Genomic DNA, 21,264 nt, shown 5'->3' with positions numbered 1-21,264 from the left:
TGTTAATTCTCACTTTTCTGCAACCATTTTCCCCAGAAGTAAAAGGGAAGCACGCCACCAACGCCTAATGTTAGTAAGGTGAGAGATAAAATAATCAGTCTGGTTGATAAAGGAAGAGAACGCCCAAAGACAGTAATTCGATAGCGTTTCGGTTGAGAATAAATCATTTTTTCGGTTTTAGGAGAGGTAATTCCAACTTGGATTTCATGGGTTGAACCCCTTTCCCCACTGGGATCAGTGTAGGTGATTTCATATTCTCCAAGAAGGGCTTTTAAAAAGAGAGGAAGTTGTTGCGCGATTACATCGGCATCAGCAGAAAATGAACTAATTCCACCTGTTATTTCGGCGAGACTATCTAATAAGTTTTTATCAACAAACTCTCCCTCTTGGACAATTTTTCTATTAATATCCGCGCGATTTGCTTCTCTTCCTAATTTATACTTTTCTCCGAGTTGTTGTGGGGTTAAACCATAGCCTAGAGTATGGATGATAATGTTGCTATTTTCATTGAGTAACTGTTTTACCTCATCCATATTTTGTTGGTCATTCCCTGCGTTATGATAACCATCAGAAAGCAGAATAATGGCGAGTTGCGGTTGAGGTTCAGTTATTTCTGTTTGAAAGTTCTCTTGAGAAAGTTCGGTTTGATTTGGAGAAAAGCGCTGATCATAGGGATTACTAAAGAAACGAATGGCTTTTTTTAAGGGACTATAAATATCTGTCGCCGCGCAGGGAGAACGCTTTTCTAAGTTGTCTAAGTAATTTGTGAGTTTAAAATCACCAACGGGTAAAAATCGATCGAGTTGTTCATCATCAATAGGTTGAATGGGACAATTGTTGCCGCCAATTCCGAAGGGAACAACAGAGATTTGAATATTTCCTTCTAAATTTTCAGAAGCAAATTCATTAAAACTGCGAATAGCGTTAATTGCACCAGTAAATTTTTCTACGCCTCGACGATCTTCTCGGTTCATGCTGCCGCTAAAATCTAGGAGAAAAATCATCCAGACGGGAACTTGTACGGCTTCATCGGGGCTTTTCCAAGTTTGCCAATATTCTTCTTTTTCTAAGTTATTCCAGTCTGACCATTCTTGAGCCGATAATTGTTTTCTGGCACGGAGAGTAAAATCATCAGGGGTTAGAGGAACAACGGGTTTATTCTCTTTCCCTTGTAGTTTGACTCGTACCGTAACTTCATCTTCTTTCACTTGCGGTTGTCCAAGAATTTCTACTTCTTGAATTTCTCGCACTTGAGCAAAACTGGGCGCATCAATAACGGTGACTAATGCTAGGGAAAAACTAAGCCTGGGGATCCAAGAAGCGATTGTAGTAAACAAAGCGGTACATTTTTTCTTCATCTTCATCCTCCTGTTTTTTGGGGTAAAAAGTAATCAGATCGTTATGTTTTAGGGAAATGGTTTGTTTTGAGCCAAGGCGTTCGCCATTAATTTCTATTTGTTTCTTATATTGGGGATTAACTTTTAGTAAAGTTTCTCGTGGTTTGAGTTCTAATTCTGCGGTAAATAGGGGTAAGTTCGGAATGTAAATATCAGCGTCTTCTTGTGTTCCAAAGATGACTTTTCCTCTGGGGGGGAGTTGAATCGATAAGCCTTCTTCAATGTCTTGTAATTCGCTATCACTGACAAATTTGAGGCGCGATGTATTGATTCGAGGTTTTCCATTTAAGGCGGGAATAATATCGGTTTTTTCTGTGTCTGTTTCATCAATTTGTAAGTCCATTAATTCTTCGTCAAAAAGGCTATTGGTATATTCAAATCCTGAACCTGCTCTTAAGGCGACCATATAGCTGGGAGAATTTGTAAGACTAAACCCTAAACCAAGAAGAAAACCTAGTAAACAAAAGCCTAAAATATCTTCAATTTGGCGAAACCAGATCGGAATTGTTTCAAAAGAATTACGGAGATATTCAAAGATCAAAGCTGCTAATAAACTCGCGATCGCGGCGGTTAGAAAACTGGTTAATAAACGCTGGCGAAACCGTTTGGGATCACCTGCTTCTAAACTTTGCCAATACCAGGTTAAACCCTCAGCCAACCCTACAGGAATGCCAATTAATAGCCAACCGATCGAGCGAGTAATGGCAGTGGGAAGGGTAATTTGGGGTAAAAAGAAGATTTGAGAAATTCCCGCAGCAATTAAGCCTAAAATTAATCCTAGACCGATCGCGATGAGGATGGGAATTTTCAGTCGCCTAAACCCTAATTTAAGTTTAGTGGGACTTCCGATGAAGGTTTCGTTTGTCACCATGCCAATAGCAAGAGAAATGGCAACACAGGGAAATAAAACCAATTCAGGAAACTGGGTTAAAAATCCTGCATCGGTGAGGATAAATTGAGCGATGTTCCAGCCAATCAGGGGAGAGGTAATTCCAGCGAGTAAATAAAGATAGATTCTCATTTTATTTTGTATTCCTCATAATCGTAGGTTGGGTGGAGGCACGAAACCCAACATTTTGAAATCGGTAGTAGTATTCCTCATAATCGTAGGTTGGGTGGAGGCACGAAACCCAACATTTTGAAATCGAATAATTTGTTCCTGAATTTTCATTAGTTTGTATAATCAACACGAGTGAGTAGATTGAGTTAAGGCACAAAACCCAACATTTAGAAATGGGTGGTGTGATGTTGGGTTTCACTTCGTTTCACCCAACCTACAGGGTTTATCTACAGCATTTGCTGATGTCATCCCCCTGGAACCTTACTAGAATTTTTTATATCCTGATAGAGAGCATAAATTGTAGTTCCATTTTGCTTTCTATAATCCTCAAAAAATGTAATAATTCCATCTGTGGGAAGATTATTGTTTTGTTGATATTGATAAACTGCTCTCACCCATTCTTCTTTCCATTGTCTTTGGGGATTATCTTCTAAAATAGCCTTGGCTTGAAGTTGATCATTATTAAAAATATTTTTTCTTAAAAAGATAATTTTATCCGTCTCTGACTTGCCAGATGTTTCAGGAATTTCTTGAAGCAGTTCTTGAATTGATTTTCTAGTTTGACTATCAAATTTTGCTACTGCTTTATTTAAGTCTTCTTGAAACTTAATTTGTCCTAGTTGTGTTTCTAGTTTTTTTTCTCTTTGCTCCAAATTTCGATTCTCTTCTGTTAACTGCTCTAACTGCTTTTTAACTTCTTTTAGATCACTCTTATTAGGAGAAAATAAATTAATGTTGAAAGCTCTTGGCAAAGCTATTCCTCCTACAAGCAAACTTAAAATGAGCAATGGTGCAAACATATAAACTGGCACAATCGAGCCTCCTATTTCTACAATTTGATTCAATATTAGTTCTAATAAAGTAAAGTGTCTTTCTACCCAAACGCCATAAATTTGCTTTCGGGAATGGTTTCCACGCCCTGAACAAGCATCAAAAACTTCTCTTGGTACTTCTCCCCAAGCAATGTGATAAAACAAGGCTGATGCTGGATAATAAGAAACTTGTTCAAAAAATTCGGCGAGGGGTAAATATTCCTCTTTTGGGGAAACTCGGTTACGTTCCCAGGTTGATTTAATATTTTGAAAGAGTTCTTCCCACAGTGGTTCTGCTGATAAGGTGAAAACTGCGTTGGGTTGATAGCCCCGAATTTGAGGTGCTGTGGTTAAGTCTCGATCGATCTCTTGTTTTACGTGATAATGATAGAAATGTCCCCATAAACCATTTTGTGGTTTTAGAAGAGAAACGGTAGGCTTTAATAAATTAGGTTGTTTGATAACAGAAGGAATCAGCAACCTTACTCCTTCTATAACCTGTTGCTTTAAGGCTAAAAATTCAGATTCAGGATTAGTTCTTGCTAAAATTTTGCGAACTTGCTTTTGAAAGTCGATAAAAAGTTTCTTTTCTTCTTCGTTTTTCTCCCGCTTCTCCAGCCATCCTAAAACTTTCGGAAGGGTGGCTGGTAAAATAGCAGCTTGAAGCGCAAGCAATCTGACCATTTGGGCGCTATAAATGCCACTTTTAAGGGCTTGATCTGCTCCTTGTCCATTAAATAAACCTTGCCAATACTCTTCTGTAATCTGTGGGTTTTGTAAGGCTCTTTCTAGGGTCAAAAGTTGCTCTAGTTCAATCTTTCCTTTCCTGAAAATGGTTTTAATGGCTGTGTTTATGTCTTGCTCGTTGGCAATAAAAACAGGGGCATTGGGGTTACTAGCTAAACTATTACGCAGGATTTGTTCGGCTTTAGCGCTGGCGGGATAAATGACTTGGAAACTGCGCGGTTTTTCTAGGGCTTCGACTTGATAAGCCCACGCGATCGGATAACCATTTTCTTCGGCTTTTTTCGCGGCTAAACTGTTGAGAATTAGGGGTTTAATTGTTTGATCATCACTAGCAATAATAATCGGTGCTTCTCTTGCGGCTAGTTCAATGAGGTGGTCTGTTTTATCTAGAGGAGGACTATTTTTGTTTCGATCGACGTAGTGAGGTTGACCAATTTCTTGATAGTCAAAGGGATTAAATACATAGTCTTTTTTAACGGTGAATAGCCAACGCAAGATGGGAGTTAACTGGTTTTTCCCTTTGCTGAGAAAGTAGCGGTACATGGAAGCACTGCGCCCACCATCATCAATTCCCTTGCTCACCACTGCAATTACTGACCAAGTTTGATTATTTTCTGTGATTTCACGACCAATTAAAGCGGGTTCGTTTCTTGATTTTCCTTCTGCAACGGCAAAAAGGCGGTTACTAATGGCTTTACGAACGATCGACGGAATCGGATCAAGGGTGGTGTTCATATATTTTCCCGTGAATCCTTGAGACACCCAGTTTCCGTCTTCGGTGCGCTGGGCTTGGATGCCTGTGCTAAATTCGTGGATGGTGATAACTTTTGCTGTGGTCATTGGTTTACCCCTGATCTAGTTCTTTATGACGGACTCCAGTACATAACCAGTAAATCGGTGCAACTAAGCCGAATGGTCGCCACTGCTTGGGTTTTTTGATGATGGAACGAGTGCCGCCGCGATCGCGCTCGATTTTTTTAGCATTGGGTTCGGGATAACGACTCCCCAACATTCCAAAGGCGGACGTTGTGAAACAATCCACTTGACCTCCTCCCATTCGTGACCAGCTTTCTAATTTTCGATACACATTGGGAAACCGCTTACTGGCTAAATCTCTGGGTTTATAGCGATTAATCCATAGTTCTGATTGCTCACATTTATTAATCACCATTGCAACTCGCCGTTGGATTCCGCCGATGTCGGTTTGATCCAGTTGGGTTAAAAACTGATCAATCCCCATCGCGTATTGGCTATCTTTTTTGTGGGCTGTTCCATCGAGTAAGAGTAAAATCCCTGTGGCTTGTAAGCAGTCTTCGAGGTAATCATCTAAAAGCGGATCACCTATTTTTTGTAATAAGTCGCTAAAAAACTCCCCTGGATAGTCTTTACAACTGATGTTGAGTTGGAGAAGTTGATTTTTGAGAGTGGCGGTGGGAGTTTTCCAAGAAAACTGATCTTTTAAGCTGATGCTGAGGGTGTAGTCTTTGACTTCATCTGCTGACGCAGCAAGGGGTGTGGGTTCGAGTTGCAACCCTTGTTCTAAAATGTTTTGGGCCTGGTTAATGAGTTGCGTGGCTTCGTCTCCCACTGGGTTAACATTTTGTACGGGACTCTTCGGATCAGCGTTGGGCCAATAAGCGAGAGAAGCCATATAAGCGGTTTTTCCTGATTTTCGATCGCCAACTAATCTCAGAGTTGCTTCTTGATCAATAAAGTTCGGTTCACTGTGATCCCCTTGAGGATTGTTTTTTCTCTTCAGCCAATTAATCATGGTTAGACGGAATACTCCAAATAGTTAGCAAAAATGAGCTTCTGTAAGCCCCCCAAAATTGGGGGGTTGGGGGGCAAATTTCATGCTTTTCCTCCACTTAGCCAATACAAAGGGGGAATCATGTTATAGGGTTTCCAGTTGCGTTCGTCTCGCAGTGTGGAAGCCCTTCTGTTCAAGCCAATTTCATCAATGCGGTTCGGTCGTGGATCGTTGCGTGCTAATACGCCAAAGGTGGAAATGGCGTAGAAACGTAGGTTTTTGGGAGACATTTTTTTTCGTAAGGTGTTGGTCATGCGGGGGAGATAACGTTTAAATAATTCGGTTTCGGGATCAATGCGTCCTGGCCAAAGTTCGCCGCGTTCACATTTACTTAGTGCAATGGCGAGTCTGAGATTGTCGCCGCGATCGCGCATATCCATTAATTCCAAAAATTTCCCCATCACGCGGTCATAAAAGTTATCGTTGCTTCCTTCCCAAGCGGTTAATAAAATCAGACATCCTGTCACATCATTCATCAAACATTCATCAATGAATTCTTCGTGAAAGGAATCAGCTAAATTCGGTTCAGCGATCTTTTCAAAAATCTCTCCAGGATAGTCTCTGGCGTTGAGTTGGATGGATTCTTTTTTACTCCAAAACGATAACTTTGCTTCAATGTTGAAAGAATAATAAGGTAAGTCGTCAACGCTTCCCACTTCTTCAACACGAGTAGGTTCTACTGTTGATCCTTGTCGGATAATGTTTTCCGCTTTATCAGCTAAATTTCTTGATTCATCATTTAAGGGTTGAATTTCTACTTGGTTGGTTTCGGTTTTATCTGGCCAATAAGCTAACGCTGCTAAATATGTAGTTTTTCCAGACCTTCTTGGTCCAATTACACAAATGTTTCCCATTGTTCTACACCGCTAAAAAGCTACCTAAATAAATCCAAGGCAGTTCTAAAAGTTCTCGGTTGTAAATGCTGGTAATAAAGCATCGTACTGATAAACCTGAGATACTTTGATTCAGTTTTTTAATATCCGATTGAATTGGTCGAAAGTATTTTTTATACACATATTCGTTTCGTTGTTGCCAATTTAGTTTTGAGTTATAGGGATGATAGGCGAGTTTTTTTGCCTCTTGTTTCGGGTCACAGAATAAGTCAGCCATACTGAGACAAATCAGTAAATGTTTGGCATTTGGACAGTCTAAACGGAAAAAGTCTAGCCAGCGCCGAAACCGATTACACCACTGTTCTTTAGTGATAAAGTTGTCTTCAGGAACATCAATCCCAGGTTTTAATAGTTCTCTGTATGGCGGAATAATTAATAAAACTCCTTGACTTTCTTTAATGGTTTCTAAAAAATTTTCCCATTCCGTTGGGTTGTCTGCTTGCCAACTTTTGCGCCAGATTTCCCCTGGGGTATCGATCCAATCCAGCATTACTTGTTTATTTCCTGTGGGTAATTGGACTTGGATTTCTAGATTTCTTTCAATGGTGGCTTGTTCGCTAGGAGTGGCTCTTGTTCCTCCTTTTTCTTCACTGTAAAGTAAGCGTTTTAGTTCTTCATAGTCGGGAGAATTAACTTGGACATATTGATGATCTGGGTTGGCGAGTTCCATTGCTAAGTTTGTTTTTCCAGTCTCTCGATCGCCGATATAAATAATTCCCATTACTCACTTTTTTCATCCTCTAGGTTATCTAAATTTACATCTTTTTCAGAAGAAGCCTTAAACATTTTTCCTTCTAGTTCGTCTTGTAAACTCACTCCAATTTGTAGAGCCTCATTTAATAATTTTCCATATTCGCTAGACTGTTCTTGAATGTGTAAACTTCTCATTGAGGCTAAATCTACGGCAAAGCGATCGGTTTTCAAAGCCTGAATTAAGTTTTGTTTCGTGATTTTGAGTGCTTCTAAAACGGTGGCGCGATCGTTTAAACTCACTTGATTTCCTACTGAACTGAGTTCATCTAAAACCTGAATCTGATAAATGACTTGGTTATGATTTTTTACATCAGTGAATAAGTTAACAAGCGTGATGTTTTTCCCTCTTTTTTTAGAAACTCTTGTAATTTTAATAACTCTACTAAAAACAGTAATAGCTTAAATAGAATTTCTAGAAAAGGACTAAGATCGCGATCGCCAAACGCTTGAATCGACGCATTAAGTTCTCCCTTTCTTTCTGTTTCTGGCGTTTCAATTAAACTTAAAATAATCACATAATAAACGAGAGCATTATAACGAAAAGAGTCTAATTCTACCCAACGTTTTAACTCTCCCTTATTTAACAAAACTTCTTCTAGTTCCACCTGCATAACTATCACCCATTTCCATTAAAATCAAGTATTGATCTAATAAGTCTTGACCATCTTTTCCTAAATCAATCAGTGTTTTCTTAATTAATTGAGTTGCCATAGGAGAAGGATTTACTTTTCCAGTTTCCCAACGATTAACAGTTTGAAAGGAAACTCCCAGTTGTTGCGCTAATCTTTCTTGAGAAAGGTTAAGTCGCTGTCGCAGTTCTCGAACAATTAACGACCAAGAAATTGCATCTATATCATCCATGAATTTAATTATGTTTTCTAATACCATGCGTGAATAATTGGCGCTAGATACCAACTCATTATTCCCCCCTTTCATCGGGCGCTAGATACCAACTCATTATTCCCCCCTTTCATCGGGCGCTAGATACCAACTCATTATTCCCCCCTTTCATCGGGCGCTACATACCAACTCATTATTCCCCCCAATCATCGGGCGCTAGATACCAACTCATTATTCCCCCCTTTCAAAGGGGGGTTAGGGGGGATTATAGGGGGTTGACTTTTCAAAAATGGTATAAGGTAATTTCTCGTGTAGTTTAGCACAGAGTTTATAACAAATGACATAAAAAAAGGATAATAATTTCTTATCCCTAATCTTTCATTTTCCCTGATTTATTAATTAGTGATTTTTAGTGATTTTTGATGATCTTTAGTGATTTTTAGTGAGTGATCAGATTGGTAAATCAAGAAAATATCATCCTTTCAGGCGTTGTTTTGCCGTTTGCCAAAGCATCTCTAATTCCTCTAAAGAGTACTCACTCAGAGAATTTTCTGCTAAATCTTCCATGACACTTAAACGTTGGACAAAACGTTCATTTGTTCCTTGTAATGCTTCCGAAGGATCGAAACCATACCAACGCGCAATATTCACCAGCGTAAATAAAATATCTCCTAATTCTGATTGTTGATGGGCGACATCATTAGTGCTTAAAGACGCTTTAAACTCTGATAATTCTTCCTCAAATTTATCCCAAACGCCTTGCTCATCTTTCCATTCAAAGCCCAGTTTTGCCACCTTTTGCGAAATTTTTAGACTGGCATAAAGCGGAGGCAAAGTTTCTGTATATTTTTTTAAATTTTGACTTAATTTCTCGACTTGTTTGGGATCATATCCCTTTTCTTTGGCTTTGATTTCTTCCCAATTTTTCCGCACTTCGGAAGCGTCTTTAACTTCTACATCTCCAAAAACATGAGGATGACGACGAATTAATTTATCAGTGATTCCTTGCGCTACTTCTTCTAAGGTAAAATCTCCAGATTCAGCAGCAATTTGGGATTGTAAAACCACTTGTAGTAAATAGTCTCCTAATTCTTCGACAATTTCTTCTTGATTGTCACGACGGATCGCAGCTGCAACTTCATAGGCTTCTTCTATGATGTAAGGGATTAGGGTTTGTTGGGTTTGTGCTAAGTCCCAAGGACATCCCCCGTCGGGCGATCGAAGCCTCGCCACGACATCAATTAAATCATTTAATGCGCTTAAAATTGATTCTTTGGTTGCGGTTTCTATTGGATTCATTTTCGTTCCTTATTTGTGGTTATATTTGATGATTGATTGATGTTGGGTTGTCACTGATTCTCCCCTTACTGAGGCTAGGGGGGATTTCAGAAAAATGATTGATGTTGGGTTGTCACCCAACCTACAAATACTTGATTGATGTTGGGTTGTCACCGAACCTACGAATTAATCCCCCCAAATTTGGGGGTCAGGGGGCGAAATAATCAGCGTCTGATTACCCCATATCTAAGGGATCAACGTCAATTTTTAAACTGACTCCTTTCGGACATAAAGCATATAATTCCATCAATTCAGTTAATATATTTTCTCCCACGCTCGGTGGATACTTTAACAGAATTTGCCAGCGATAACGACGAGCAATTCGCATTATACTTGCAGGAGCGGGGCCTAAAATTTCAGCTTGATTTTCTCCTGTCATTTCTCGACAAACATCGGCTAACATTGTCGCTGTTTGTTGCACTTCTAGAGCGTCTAAACCGCTTAAATTTAATAAGATGAGTTTCCCGTAAGGAGGATAATGATAGGCTTGTCTATTCTCTAATTCGGCTTGAGCAAAACGCTGATAGTCATGGGTTCGTAGGGCTTCAATGACGGGATGTTCGGGGGAATAGGTTTGGATGATGACCACCCCTGGATCATCTCCTCTTCCTGCTCTTCCTGCGACTTGTGCGAGGGTGGAATAAGCTCGCTCTGCTGCCATATAATCCGATCGATGCAACACTCCATCGGCGGAAACCACTGCGACTAGGGTCACTTCGGCAATATCTAAGCCTTTGGTTAGCATTTGTGTTCCCACTAACAAGTCTGCTTCGTAATTGGTAAATTGATTTAAAAGCGATCGATGCGCTCCTTTAGTGCGAGTGGTATCACTATCAAACCGTAATGCTCGTAATTCGGGAAATTCTTGATCCAATGCTTGTTTCACTCGTTGCGTTCCTGTGCCAAAATGCTTGAGATAGGGCGAACCACAAGCTGGACATTGTGGCGGTTGCATTTGAGTATGATTACAGTAATGACAGCGCAGGGTTTGAGTTGCGCCTTCATGGGTATAGTGATAAGACAAGGACACATCGCAATGAGGACATTCGATGACATAGCCACAACTGCGACAAGAAACAAAGGTACTATGTCCACGACGAGGGATGAACAGTATTCCTTGTTTCCTAGTGGCTTTTAACTGTTGGAGCGCGGTTTGTAGGGGTTGACTGAAAATCGATCGGTTTCCCTGTTGTAATTCTTTCCTCATGTCAACAATGGAAACGGGAGGAAGTGGACGAGAATAAACTCGCTCTGGTAGGGAAAGATAAATTTTCTGGGGAGATGGACGAGTTTGGGTTTCCCAGCTTTCTAGGGAGGGAGTGGCTGATCCGAGAATTAAGGGACAGTTTTCCAGCTTCGATCGCCATTTGGCGACAGTACGAGCGTGATAGGTGGGAAGACGCTGATTTTGCTTAAAACTGCTGTCGTGTTCTTCATCTAAGATGATCATTCCCAGTTGGGGAAGAGGGGCAAAAATTGCCGATCGAGTGCCAATCACGACTTGCGGTTCACCTGTGAGCATTTGTCGCCAAGTGTCGTAACGTTCCCCTGTGGAGAGTCCACTGTGATAGATACAAACTTGTGTCCCAAAACGGGCGCGGGCGCGATCGCACAGTTGAGGAGTGAGTCCAATTTCAGGAACAAGCAACAATACTGATTCTCCTGAGTTTAAACGGGGCGCGATCGCTTGTAAATAAACTTCTGTTTTCCCTGATCCGGTTACACCATGTAACAAGACTTCGCTGTAACCCGTTATGCCTAGAATGGTGTCTAATGCGTTTTGTTGAGCGTTATTTAAAACTTTCGCGCGATCGACCTCTTGGGTGGGAGTTTCTGCAAACCGTAATCTTTCTTGGGCTTGAATCACCACACAGCCTTTTTTTTCTAAAGCAGAAACGGTGCTAGAAGTAGTCGAACAAGCCTGTAGTAGTTCCGTTAACCATAACTCACCGCCACGACGACGCAACATCTCTAAAACTTCTCGTTGACGGGAAGTCAAGTCTGGGGAATCTCCCACCAACAGCACTGCTTTTTGTTGTTTTGGGCGAGAAGGTTGTGGCTGTTGTAAATAACTTTCTACCCAACCCCGTCGCATCAATTCATTAATTCCTCGTTGCGCCCCTTTAATTTTATTTCGCAGATAAATCGCACTGTATTCCCCAATTTTTTGGGACTGTAAACGCCTGAGAACACTCGCCGCCACAGGAGAACAAAAGGTTTCTGCGCCAGTTGGGATGGCTTCAGGTTTTAGACGAATCCGCAGTTGTGATTTTCCCAACAAGCCAGGGGGTAAAGCGGTACGGATTACAGATAATAGGGGCGTACAGTAATATTGGGCGATCTGTTCCAACAATTCCCAGTAATGGGAGGGAAATAAACTTTCGCTAACTACTGTCTCCACTTCTTTAATTTTGTCTTCTGAGAGATCAGGGGGAAGAGACGATCGCAGACGAATGGCAATACCGCCAACGATTTGGTTTCTGAGGGGAACATTGAGAACATCTCCAGGTTGCACAGAAACATCAGAAGGGAGACGATAGGTTAAGAGTCCTTCAATATCAGGACAATCTACCAAAACTTCTACCCACTTTGAGGTAAGGTGAGGATTGTAGCTGGCTTTGTTGGCGGAAACGATGGGGGAGACAGGAGATTTAAGCACTTTTCCAGTTTTAAGGTGAGTAACGGCGCAAATCCGACGACTACAATTTTAATATTATGTCTTGTCCTGGCGCGATCGTTTTTCTCTGTTATTCCTCCTAACACCTTTTGGCGGTAATCCCCCCTAACCCCCCTTTGAAAGGGGGGGAAAGAAGGTAGGTTGGGTGGAGGAAACGAAACCCAACAACAATATTCGTTATTCGTTATTCGTTATTCGTTATTTGTTCACTGATCACTGGTCACTGGTCACTGCAATGGGTGGAGGAAACGAAACCCAACACAAAAGATAATGATAAGCGATGACTCTGAACCTGATATAATCCTCCTCACGCTTGGCTTCGGGAAAGAAATACGGTATAAAAATGAATCTTGATTTTCGGAATGTTAATACACTATGGAGTTCAGTATTGGTGGAAACGCTTTCTCGTCTGGGGATAAAAACGGCGGTGGTTTGTCCAGGTTCGAGATCGGGTCCAATCACCACTGCGTTTGCGAGACATCCTGAGATCGAGGCGATTCCCATTTTAGATGAACGATCGGGCGCGTTTTTTGCGTTAGGGAAAGGGAAAATAACGGGAAGCCCAGTGGCGTTAGTTTGTACATCGGGAACGGCGGGGGCGAATTTTTATCCTGCTGTGATTGAGGCGAGGGAAAGTGGTGTTCCGATGCTGGTTTTAACTGCCGATCGACCGCCAGAGTTGCGTCATTGTCACAGTGGACAAACCATTGATCAGCAAAAGTTATATGGGAGTTATCCCAGTTGGTATGCGGAGTTAGGGCTTCCCAGTGAGGAAAGGCAACAGTTGCGCTATTTACGACAAACTCTCGTGCAAGCAGTTGCTCGATCGCGGTTTCCCTTTCCAGCTGCGGTTCATCTCAATATTCCGTTTCGTGATCCACTGGCCCCCACACCACACTCCGTTCAGCGAGTGCTGTCTGATTTTGACGGCTTCTTCTCCCATTTAGTTCCCCCAGAGTCTCCGCTTATTGAACAAGTGCTTCCCTGGGAGACTTGGAAACGTTGCGATCGAGGGATTATCATTGCAGGAGTTGATCAACCGTTAGCGGTTGAGGAATATTGTCGCTCGATCGCGCATTTAGCCAACTGTTTGGGATGGGTGGTTTTAGCGGAAGGACTCTCACCTGTTAGAAATCACGCTCATTTAATCCCGAATCTGATTTCTACCTATGACTTTATTCTACGGGAGGAAGCGATCGCAAACACCCTGATCCCAGAAATGGTGATTCAAATCGGTGCGTTTCCCACCAGCAAGATTCTTCGCAGTTGGTTACAGGAGATTTCTCCTCCGTCTTGGGTTTTGACCACAGGAGGGGACAATTTTGATCCCCTGCATCGATCGACTTTGCCACTGCATACCACATTTTCGGCAATTTGTCAAGATAATCCCACCGTTGTTCCCCTTTCTTCTTATCAAAAACAATGGTTAACTTTAGAACAGAAAACACGAGAAAAGCTCGATCGAAAACTCAGCAACACGAGAGAAATCATCGAACCGAAAACTGCTTGGTTACTCTCACAAACCCTTCCTAAAAATACGCCTTGCTTCATTGCCAATAGTTTAGCAGTGCGAGATGTGGAATGGTTTTGGCAACCCAACTCACGAGGAATTTATCCCTTATTTAATCGCGGTGCGAATGGCATTGATGGCACACTTTCCACCGCTTTAGGAATTGCCCATCAGGGAAAAAGTGCGGTTTGTCTAACAGGAGATTTAGCACTCCTCCATGATACAAACGGCTTTTTAATCCATCAACAATTGCGCGGTCATCTTACCATTATTTTGGTTAATAATAACGGCGGTGGCATTTTTGAAATGTTACCGATTTCTCAATTTGACGATGTATTTGAAGATTATTTTGCTACTCCTCAAACGATTAATTTTGCTGCCTTGTGTGACACTTATGGAATTGAATATATAACAATTAAAACTTGGCAAGAATTAGAGGCTTTATTAAACCCCTTACCGCAACAAGGCATCCGAATTTTAGAAATTGTAACCGATCGTCAGCAAAGCAAGCAATGGCGAGAACATATCATCAATCTAAATGTAGCTCATTGACCGTAGGGTTTGCCTTGCAAACCCTACAAGATATAACATCTACTTTTTAAAATTGCGATCGCACGTCTGTGGAGTCAAACAAAAAACCCCCTCCCGAAGGAGAGGGTTAGAAATCAGTTAGTTATCTGTGAAAGATTAACCGTTGATTTCAGGTGCTTGCATTGCTACAGGGGTGGATTCACCAGCCGCTAAGTCTAAGGGGAAGTTGTGCGCGTTACGTTCGTGCATTACCTCGAATCCTAAGTTAGCGCGGTTTAATACGTCCGCCCAAGTGTTGATGACGCGACCTTGGCTGTCAATTACGGACTGGTTGAAGTTGAATCCGTTGAGGTTAAACGCCATGGTGCTGATTCCTAATGCGGTGAACCAGATTCCGATGACGGGCCAAGCGGCTAAGAAGAAGTGTAAGCTACGGCTGTTGTTGAAGCTCGCATATTGGAAGATTAAGCGACCGAAGTAGCCGTGTGCTGCCACGATGTTGTAGGTTTCTTCTTCTTGTCCGAATTTGTAGCCGTTGTTTTGGCTTTCGTTTTCAGTTGTCTCACGTACTAAGCTGGAAGTTACGAGAGAACCGTGCATGGCGGAGAATAAGGCGCCGCCGAATACACCTGCTACTCCGAGCATATGGAAGGGGTGCATTAAGATGTTGTGTTCCGCTTGGAAGACGAACATGAAGTTGAATGTACCACTGATTCCTAATGGCATTCCATCAGAGAAAGAACCTTGTCCGATGGGATAGATTAAGAACACTGCAGTTGCTGCCGCTACTGGTGCGGAGAACGCGACACAAATCCAGGGGCGCATTCCGAGACGGTAGGAAAGTTCCCACTCACGTCCGAGGTAGCAGAAGATTCCGATTAAGAAGTGGAATGCGATTAACTGGTAAGGGCCACCGTTGTAGAGCCATTCGTCTAAGGATGCTGCTTCCCAGATGGGATAGAAGTGAAGTCCAATGGCGTTGGAGGAAGGAACAACTGCACCAGAGATGATGTTGTTTCCGTAGAGTAAAGAACCAGCTACGGGTTCACGGATACCGTCGATGTCAACGGGAGGTGCTGCGACGAACGCGATGATGAAGCAAGTGGTTGCGGTTAAGAGGGTAGGGATCATTAACACGCCGAACCAGCCTACATAAAGGCGGTTGTTGGTGCTAGTTACCCACTGGCAGAAGCGTTCCCAGATATTCTGGCTTTGTTGTTGCTGTAAAGTGGTTGTCATAGTTTTATGATTGCTTTGAACACGACAAGTGTTAATTTTTGATTGGGTTGCGTTTTGCAACCTGTAACTAATATAAACAATACATTGCGTTTTGTAAAGCGTTCTCACAAAAACTCATCCGATCGGATGATTGATTACCGTCCATGGGTGCGAGGTTCAACTTCGGATTTGCTTGATGGCGTGGGTTTTGCGGATTCTAAGCTCGATCGAGCGCCTTGTTTACTTTCATAAGGAAGGGTCTCATTTTGAGCTAATGCTTGCAAATTGCGATCTAAGATCGATCGCGGTTGTTCTCCGATTACCGATGCGATCGGCTTTCCTTCCTGATCGAGAAAGGCAAAATGGGGGATACTACTCACATCGTATTGCAACATTTCGGGCAACCATTTATCGTTATCTACATTAAGCATCACAAAATTAACGCGATCGCCATAGGTTTGTTTAAGTTCCCCAATATCTTTCGCCATTGCCTGGCAACTTGTACACCAATTCGCATAAAACTCTAGGAAAGTCGGCTTTTCGCTTCTGAGAGCAACTTCTAGAGAGGTTGCTTCTTCCGCTTGTGCTTCTAGGGATAAGGAAGGAGTATCCGTTTGTAATCCCAGAAAAATCGTGATGCTAATCGCGATCGCTCCGAGAGCAATTAAGAGATTACGAACACGAGTGCTAAGGGTTGTCGTATCTGACCAATTATTCGTCATGTTCATCTAGATTTACATTTATTTACATTTATCATCGTAGTGCTTGGTTTCTAGTGGTGAGAAGATGAGACTTGATCAATATAGTCTCGAAATCGGTCTAAATCGGCTTGTAGAGTGGACTCTACCGCTTGTCCTAGAAATAAACTATCCATAATCTGTCCCAAAATTCCAGGAATGGAATAAGCTACAGATAAACGAACAATACTGCTGGTTTTGCGATCATAAAAGCGAACTGCTCCCTTATTCGGTAAACCATCCACTGATTCCCATTGAATAATCTGTTCAGGAACTAATTTTGTAATCCGCGACAACCAACTAAACTCCCAGCCACCAGTAGCAAGTTTCCAACGGGATAAATCAGGATCATCAGCCAAGACTTCCACTGAATCAATCCATTTCATCCACTTTGGCATTTGTTCTAAGTCTGACCATAAACTCCACACTAGATCAATGGGAGCATTGACTTCGATTTCGACGCTATGTTCTAGCCAGTTAGACATTTTTAGTTATTGGTTATTGGTTATTGGTTATTTGGTCACTGATTGGTGTTGGGTTACACTGTCGTTTCACCCAACCTACGACTTTCCTTTAAAATGACTTTGGCGGCTCTTTCTCCAGAAATGGTTGCGCCTTCCATGCTGTCAATGTAATCCTGTTGGGTATAGCTCCCCGCAAGAAAGAAGTTAGTCACAGGGGTTTTTTGATCAGGGCGATAAACATCCATGCCAGGCGCTTCACGATATAGAGATTGAGCGAGTTTGACGACACTGTACCAGGTCATGTTTAGTTCACGAGAGGAGGGGAATAGTTGGTGAACTTGTGATAAGACATGGTGCGCGATCGTGCTATTGGTTTCTTTAATAAAGGGATCGCCTGGAGTCAACACTAATTGTAATAATGATCCTTCCCCTTCCCGATAATAATCACTAGGGCTGGTGAGGGCTAAATCAGCAAAGCAGGAGAAATCAGCATCGGGAGTATAGAGTAAGTTATCTAGCCCTGTTGCTTCTTGTAACTGTTTCCGTTTTTTGTCGTCTTGTAATTCTGTCACCCAACCATCAAACCGCAATTGTACTGTTGCGACTGGTACAGCATCCAGTTTGTAGATATTATCGAATGCTGACCATTTTCGCCACGTTTCAGGGAGTAAGCGTTTAATACCAGGAATATCACAGGCGGCGACATACGCATCCGCAGTAATGGTTTCTGTGGCTTCACCGTTAGCAATGGCGAGTCCTTTCACGCGAGTTTCTCCGTCGCTCTCTTCGTATAATACTTCTCGCACTCGACGACGAGTGTAAATTTTTGCCCCTTTCGCTTCTAAATAATTAATGATCGGTTGATGGAGGTATTCTTGAGGAGAGCCTTCTAGCATTCGTAACACTGAAGCCTCGGTTCGTGCGGCAAAAAGCTGAAAGATGGTTAACATACAGCGTGCTGAGATGTTTTCGGTGTCGATGAATCCCAACGCATAGGCGATCGGATTCCACATTCTTTGTAAACTGCCATCATTTCCACCGTGCGATCGAAACCAGTCTGCAAAACTGATTTTATCAAGATCGCGGATCGTTTTCATTGCGCCTTTAAAGTCCACTAATCCCCTGACAATGGGGCTAGTTCCCAAGGCGAGGGAGTTTGCCATTTTATCCACTGTTGAAAGCTGAGAGGTGGTAAAAAAGGCTTTTAAGCCATTAAAAGGAGCGCCAGTGAGGAAACGAAAATCTAACTCTCCCAGTTTTCCCCCTTCGTTAACAAAGGTGTGGGTATGTTGTTTGAGGCGTAAATGCTCGATCGCGCCCACTTTTTCCATGAGGCTAAATAAATGATAATAACAGCCAAAAAAGACGTGCAACCCCATTTCTAGATGATTTCCGTCTTGATCCACCCAACTCCCGACTTTTCCTCCTACGAAGGGGCGAGATTCGTAGATTTCTACTTCCCATCCCGCATCTGCTAAATTCACCGCCGTAGAAAGTCCTGCTAAACCTGCGCCAACAATTGCAACTCGCATTCTCTGTTCAATGACCCTTTTTTCAACGTTCTCTCATATTGTAAAAAAAAATTAACATTTCTGACGAAATCATTCCGATTCCCCCCTTTCAAAGGGGGGTTAGGGGGGATTATCTGTTGGGTTTCGTTTCTCTCCACCCAACCTACAATCTTTCAAAGGGAGAATTATGAGGCTGAGTTTGATCCGACTAAGGAGAGATAAGGCTCAATTTGTAGATATTTGTGGGCGACAGTTTGCATTTCTTCGCTAGTCACGCCAGCGATCATGTCTTGAAAACGATCGTCAAATTCTACTCCTTGATTTAAGGTTTCATACCAACCATATAATTGAGCAAGTTGTCCGTTACTCTGTTTCGCAAGCGCATATTGTCCTAATAATTTATTTTTACTGGCTTGTAATTCTTCTGCTGTTAATTGGACTTCACACAATCGTTGTACTTCTTTTTTTAGTCCTTTTAAGGCAATTTCTACATTATCAGGAGCAGTACCAATATAAGTGACAAAGTGCGACGGCTCAAGGCGAGTGGGATAAAATGCAGAAACATCGTAGGCGAGTCCTTGTTTCTCTCGTAATTCTACAAATAATCGTGAGGACAAACCATTTCCCAAATAGGTATTAATTAGTTTTAAAACGGGATAATCTGCATCTTGTATGGAAGCGCTGAGATATCCCAACATGATGATTGTTTGTTGGGTATTTTGAGAGAGGAATTTTTCTGAAGGTTGTGGCGTTAAAGGGGGGAGAGTGGGAGTTGGGAAATTAGTTGTGGGGCGTTTCCAGTCGCCAAAAACGGCGCTGACTTCTTCAATGGCTTGTTTTAAGGTGATGCGTCCGGCGATACTAATTATTAATTGATCGGGGCGAAAATAAGTTTCGTGATAGGTTTTGAGATCGGCGCGAGTTAAACTGGAAACTGTTGCTTCTGTCCCTAAAACTGATGTTCCATAGGGATGTTCAGGATACATTTGCGATCGAAGCTGATTAAAAGCCAGATTAAAGGGCTGTTCTTTTTGAGCAATAATATTTTGTAAGGTTAAGCTTTGTTCCAGTTCAATTTCTGTTTCGGGTAAGCTGGGAAAACGGATCATTTCTCCCACTAATTGCAGCATTTCAGAAAAGTCTTGAGAAACCGTTTTTAAACTCATTGCAAAGTAATCATTTGCACTTTCGGCGTTTAATCCAGCACCGACGGCTTCAATTTTTTCGGCAATTTCTGCCGCCTTGAGGTTTTCTGTTCCTTTGGTGATCACTGTCGAGAGAAGGTGAGAAACGCCAGCTTGAGAAGTTGATTCCACTCGTGTTCCTGCATTTTTAAAGTAGAGTCTGCTGGCGATAATATCGGCGGTAGGATTTTCAATTACGATGAGAGTAATTCCATTGTCTAAGGTAAAACGTTGTGCTGTTTGCTGTGTGGAATTTGGGTTTAAGGTTGCCATTAGATTTTAATGATTGACTTATTGAATTTTACGTCCAGTTAGAATTTGTCGAACTTCTAACATAGCAGAATAGGTGGGAAGAATATGAAGGGTTTGATCGGGAGGCGTAGATTTTAAAGCGATATCAATGGCTTGTTTTAGGTTTTCTTTAATGATCAGGTTGAGGTTAGGATTATTTAGGGTTTGTTGGCTATATTGAATCCGTAATGCGAGATCATAAACCCGATCGCCGCTGATAACAATTGTTCCTCCTTTTTCTACTAATTTTTCTGTATCAACATCCCAAATCCATGATACATCAGTTCCATCGGGCGTTCGATCGTTTAACACTAATAAAGTCGTTTCTGATTTTCCCTGGGCTTTAATTTCATTAACGGTTCTGATAGTTTCATTCATACCAACAGGATTTTTAGAAAGTAGTATTCTCACCTGTTTTCCTTTGACATTTAATTCTTCAGCACGTCCAAAAGCGGCGCGAAAGTTTTGGATTTCTCGTTTAATCAGTTGCGGAGAAATGTTTAAGGTTTGTGCGGTTAAAACCGCCGCTAAGGTATTATATTTGTTATAAACTCCCACTAAAATTTGTCCCCATTCTTTACTATTGATATCTAGGTTTGATTTGGCGAAACCACAACTAGAACAATGATAGTCTCCGAGATGAGACAGATAAACCCCTTGATAGGTTAGGGATGCACCGCAAACGGGACAATAGATGGAGTCAACGGCGTGAGGAATTTCTTCTAAGTATAAATTGGGCTGATTTAAACCGAAGAATAAAACGGTTTGGGGTAAGTTTTGACCGAGATAAGAAAGGCTTGGATCATCAGCATTAAGAATGACAGTGGTTGTTTCAGAAAGTGGTGTAATTGCTTCTTGCCATTTTTGGTTAATGGTATCAACTTCTCCATATCGATCGAGTTGGTCTCGAAACAGATTTAAACCTAAAATAATTTGGGGTTGGCATTCTTTAACTAAAAGCGGAACAATGTTTTCATCTACTTCTAAAATGGCATAATCAGCGTTCAGTTTGCCAAAAATATTCGTATCTGCTAAAAGTGCGGTAATTAAGCCATTAACGAGGTTCGCACCAGTGGCGTTATGAGTAACTTTTGCGCCATTTGCTTCTAAAATTGTTCTGAGGAGAAGGGAAGTTGTAGTTTTACCATTTGTGCCAACAATTAAAATAATTCCTGATTGGACTTGTTCACATAAAAGGGATAAAAGTTTAGGATGAAAACGGCGGGCAATTTCTCCAGGTAAAACACTGGCAGCACCTAAACGTAATTTTTTGACAATAGCAGTGACGGTTTTAGCCAGAGCCACCGCTAAACCTAAACGAGGGCGATCGAGCAGTTTCATATTAGTTTATTAGTTCAACAATTTTGTTTTATGATGATAGAATAGATTGCGATTTGTTCTTAAATATAATACCATTTTGTGAGAGTAGATTGTTAATTTGCCCTTCGTAATTTTAATTTAGGGTATCATTCAAATTGATCAAACCATAGC

Annotated in this window: 19 protein-coding genes; 2 read left to right on the top strand and 17 right to left on the bottom strand. The window is 41.7% G+C overall.

The annotated features are described in order from the left end of the window. Positions 1–2: 2 nt before the first annotated feature. The 11 genes from DACSA_RS06645 to priA form a co-directional block, all read right to left on the bottom strand. The gene (locus tag DACSA_RS06645; RefSeq protein ID WP_015229009.1) at positions 3–1,358 is read right to left on the bottom strand and encodes a vWA domain-containing protein; all 1,356 of its coding nucleotides are present in this window, start codon (positions 1,356–1,358) and stop codon (positions 3–5) included. Continuing rightward, positions 1,300–2,418, bottom strand: coding sequence for a hypothetical protein (locus DACSA_RS06640; protein WP_015229008.1), 1,119 nt, complete (start codon positions 2,416–2,418; stop codon positions 1,300–1,302). The genes DACSA_RS06645 and DACSA_RS06640 overlap by 59 nt, the downstream gene beginning before the upstream one ends. A 284-nt stretch (positions 2,419–2,702) precedes the next feature. Beyond that, a complete protein-coding gene (locus tag DACSA_RS06635; protein WP_015229007.1) occupies positions 2,703–4,856 on the bottom strand; it encodes a hypothetical protein in 2,154 nt (717 codons plus the stop codon). Positions 4,857–4,860: 4 nt separating this feature from the next. Further along, entirely contained in the window at positions 4,861–5,787 is a 927-nt protein-coding gene (locus DACSA_RS06630; RefSeq protein WP_015229006.1) for a hypothetical protein, read from the bottom strand. Positions 5,788–5,867: 80 nt separating this feature from the next. After that, complete coding sequence (locus tag DACSA_RS06625; RefSeq protein ID WP_015229005.1) at positions 5,868–6,680, bottom strand: hypothetical protein; 813 nt, start codon at positions 6,678–6,680, stop codon at positions 5,868–5,870. Between the two features lie 4 nt (positions 6,681–6,684). Further along, entirely contained in the window at positions 6,685–7,440 is a 756-nt protein-coding gene (locus tag DACSA_RS06620) for a hypothetical protein (RefSeq protein ID WP_015229004.1), read from the bottom strand. After that, positions 7,440–7,712, bottom strand: a complete 273-nt coding sequence (locus tag DACSA_RS18220; RefSeq protein WP_051017288.1) for a hypothetical protein — start codon at positions 7,710–7,712, stop codon at positions 7,440–7,442. The genes DACSA_RS06620 and DACSA_RS18220 overlap by 1 nt, the downstream gene beginning before the upstream one ends. 65 nt (positions 7,713–7,777) lie before the next feature. Further along, positions 7,778–8,092 (bottom strand): hypothetical protein, encoded by a 315-nt coding sequence (locus DACSA_RS06610; protein ID WP_232225225.1) that lies wholly within the window; start codon positions 8,090–8,092, stop codon positions 7,778–7,780. Further along, the gene (locus tag DACSA_RS06605; protein ID WP_051017370.1) at positions 8,049–8,333 is read right to left on the bottom strand and encodes a helix-turn-helix domain-containing protein; all 285 of its coding nucleotides are present in this window, start codon (positions 8,331–8,333) and stop codon (positions 8,049–8,051) included. Before DACSA_RS06605 ends, DACSA_RS06610 begins: the two co-directional genes overlap by 44 nt. A 453-nt stretch (positions 8,334–8,786) precedes the next feature. Next, a complete protein-coding gene (gene mazG / locus DACSA_RS06600) occupies positions 8,787–9,611 on the bottom strand; it encodes a nucleoside triphosphate pyrophosphohydrolase (protein WP_015229001.1) in 825 nt (274 codons plus the stop codon). A gap of 214 nt (positions 9,612–9,825) precedes the next feature. Next, a complete protein-coding gene (priA, locus tag DACSA_RS06595; RefSeq protein ID WP_015229000.1) occupies positions 9,826–12,309 on the bottom strand; it encodes a primosomal protein N' in 2,484 nt (827 codons plus the stop codon). A 163-nt stretch (positions 12,310–12,472) separates the two neighbouring features. Between priA and DACSA_RS22475 the strand changes: the two genes are divergently transcribed. Continuing rightward, entirely contained in the window at positions 12,473–12,598 is a 126-nt protein-coding gene (locus DACSA_RS22475) for a hypothetical protein (RefSeq protein WP_269544708.1), read from the top strand. 72 nt (positions 12,599–12,670) lie between these two features. After that, positions 12,671–14,389, top strand: coding sequence for a 2-succinyl-5-enolpyruvyl-6-hydroxy-3-cyclohexene-1-carboxylic-acid synthase (menD, locus tag DACSA_RS06590; protein ID WP_015228999.1), 1,719 nt, complete (start codon positions 12,671–12,673; stop codon positions 14,387–14,389). Between the two features lie 135 nt (positions 14,390–14,524). Here the strand turns inward: menD and psbA are convergent, their stop codons facing one another. The 6 genes from psbA to DACSA_RS06560 form a co-directional block, all read right to left on the bottom strand. Beyond that, positions 14,525–15,607, bottom strand: coding sequence for a photosystem II q(b) protein (psbA, locus tag DACSA_RS06585; RefSeq protein WP_015228284.1), 1,083 nt, complete (start codon positions 15,605–15,607; stop codon positions 14,525–14,527). Positions 15,608–15,741: 134 nt separating this feature from the next. Continuing rightward, the gene (locus DACSA_RS06580) at positions 15,742–16,308 is read right to left on the bottom strand and encodes a thioredoxin family protein (RefSeq protein WP_015228998.1); all 567 of its coding nucleotides are present in this window, start codon (positions 16,306–16,308) and stop codon (positions 15,742–15,744) included. 50 nt (positions 16,309–16,358) lie between these two features. After that, positions 16,359–16,808 (bottom strand): SRPBCC family protein, encoded by a 450-nt coding sequence (locus DACSA_RS06575; protein ID WP_015228997.1) that lies wholly within the window; start codon positions 16,806–16,808, stop codon positions 16,359–16,361. Between the two features lie 53 nt (positions 16,809–16,861). Then, positions 16,862–18,319 (bottom strand): 9,9'-di-cis-zeta-carotene desaturase, encoded by a 1,458-nt coding sequence (zds, locus tag DACSA_RS06570; protein WP_015228996.1) that lies wholly within the window; start codon positions 18,317–18,319, stop codon positions 16,862–16,864. Positions 18,320–18,483: 164 nt separating this feature from the next. Beyond that, positions 18,484–19,755: a M16 family metallopeptidase gene (locus tag DACSA_RS06565; RefSeq protein ID WP_015228995.1), complete on the bottom strand. Its 1,272-nt coding sequence runs from the start codon at positions 19,753–19,755 to the stop codon at positions 18,484–18,486. Between the two features lie 18 nt (positions 19,756–19,773). Then, positions 19,774–21,114 (bottom strand): Mur ligase family protein, encoded by a 1,341-nt coding sequence (locus DACSA_RS06560; RefSeq protein WP_015228994.1) that lies wholly within the window; start codon positions 21,112–21,114, stop codon positions 19,774–19,776. Positions 21,115–21,264 lie beyond the last annotated feature (150 nt).

The organism is Dactylococcopsis salina PCC 8305 (genome assembly GCF_000317615.1).
Lineage (GTDB): Bacteria > Cyanobacteriota > Cyanobacteriia > Cyanobacteriales > Rubidibacteraceae > Halothece > Halothece salina.
This window is presented reverse-complemented; position numbering and strand designations above follow the sequence as displayed.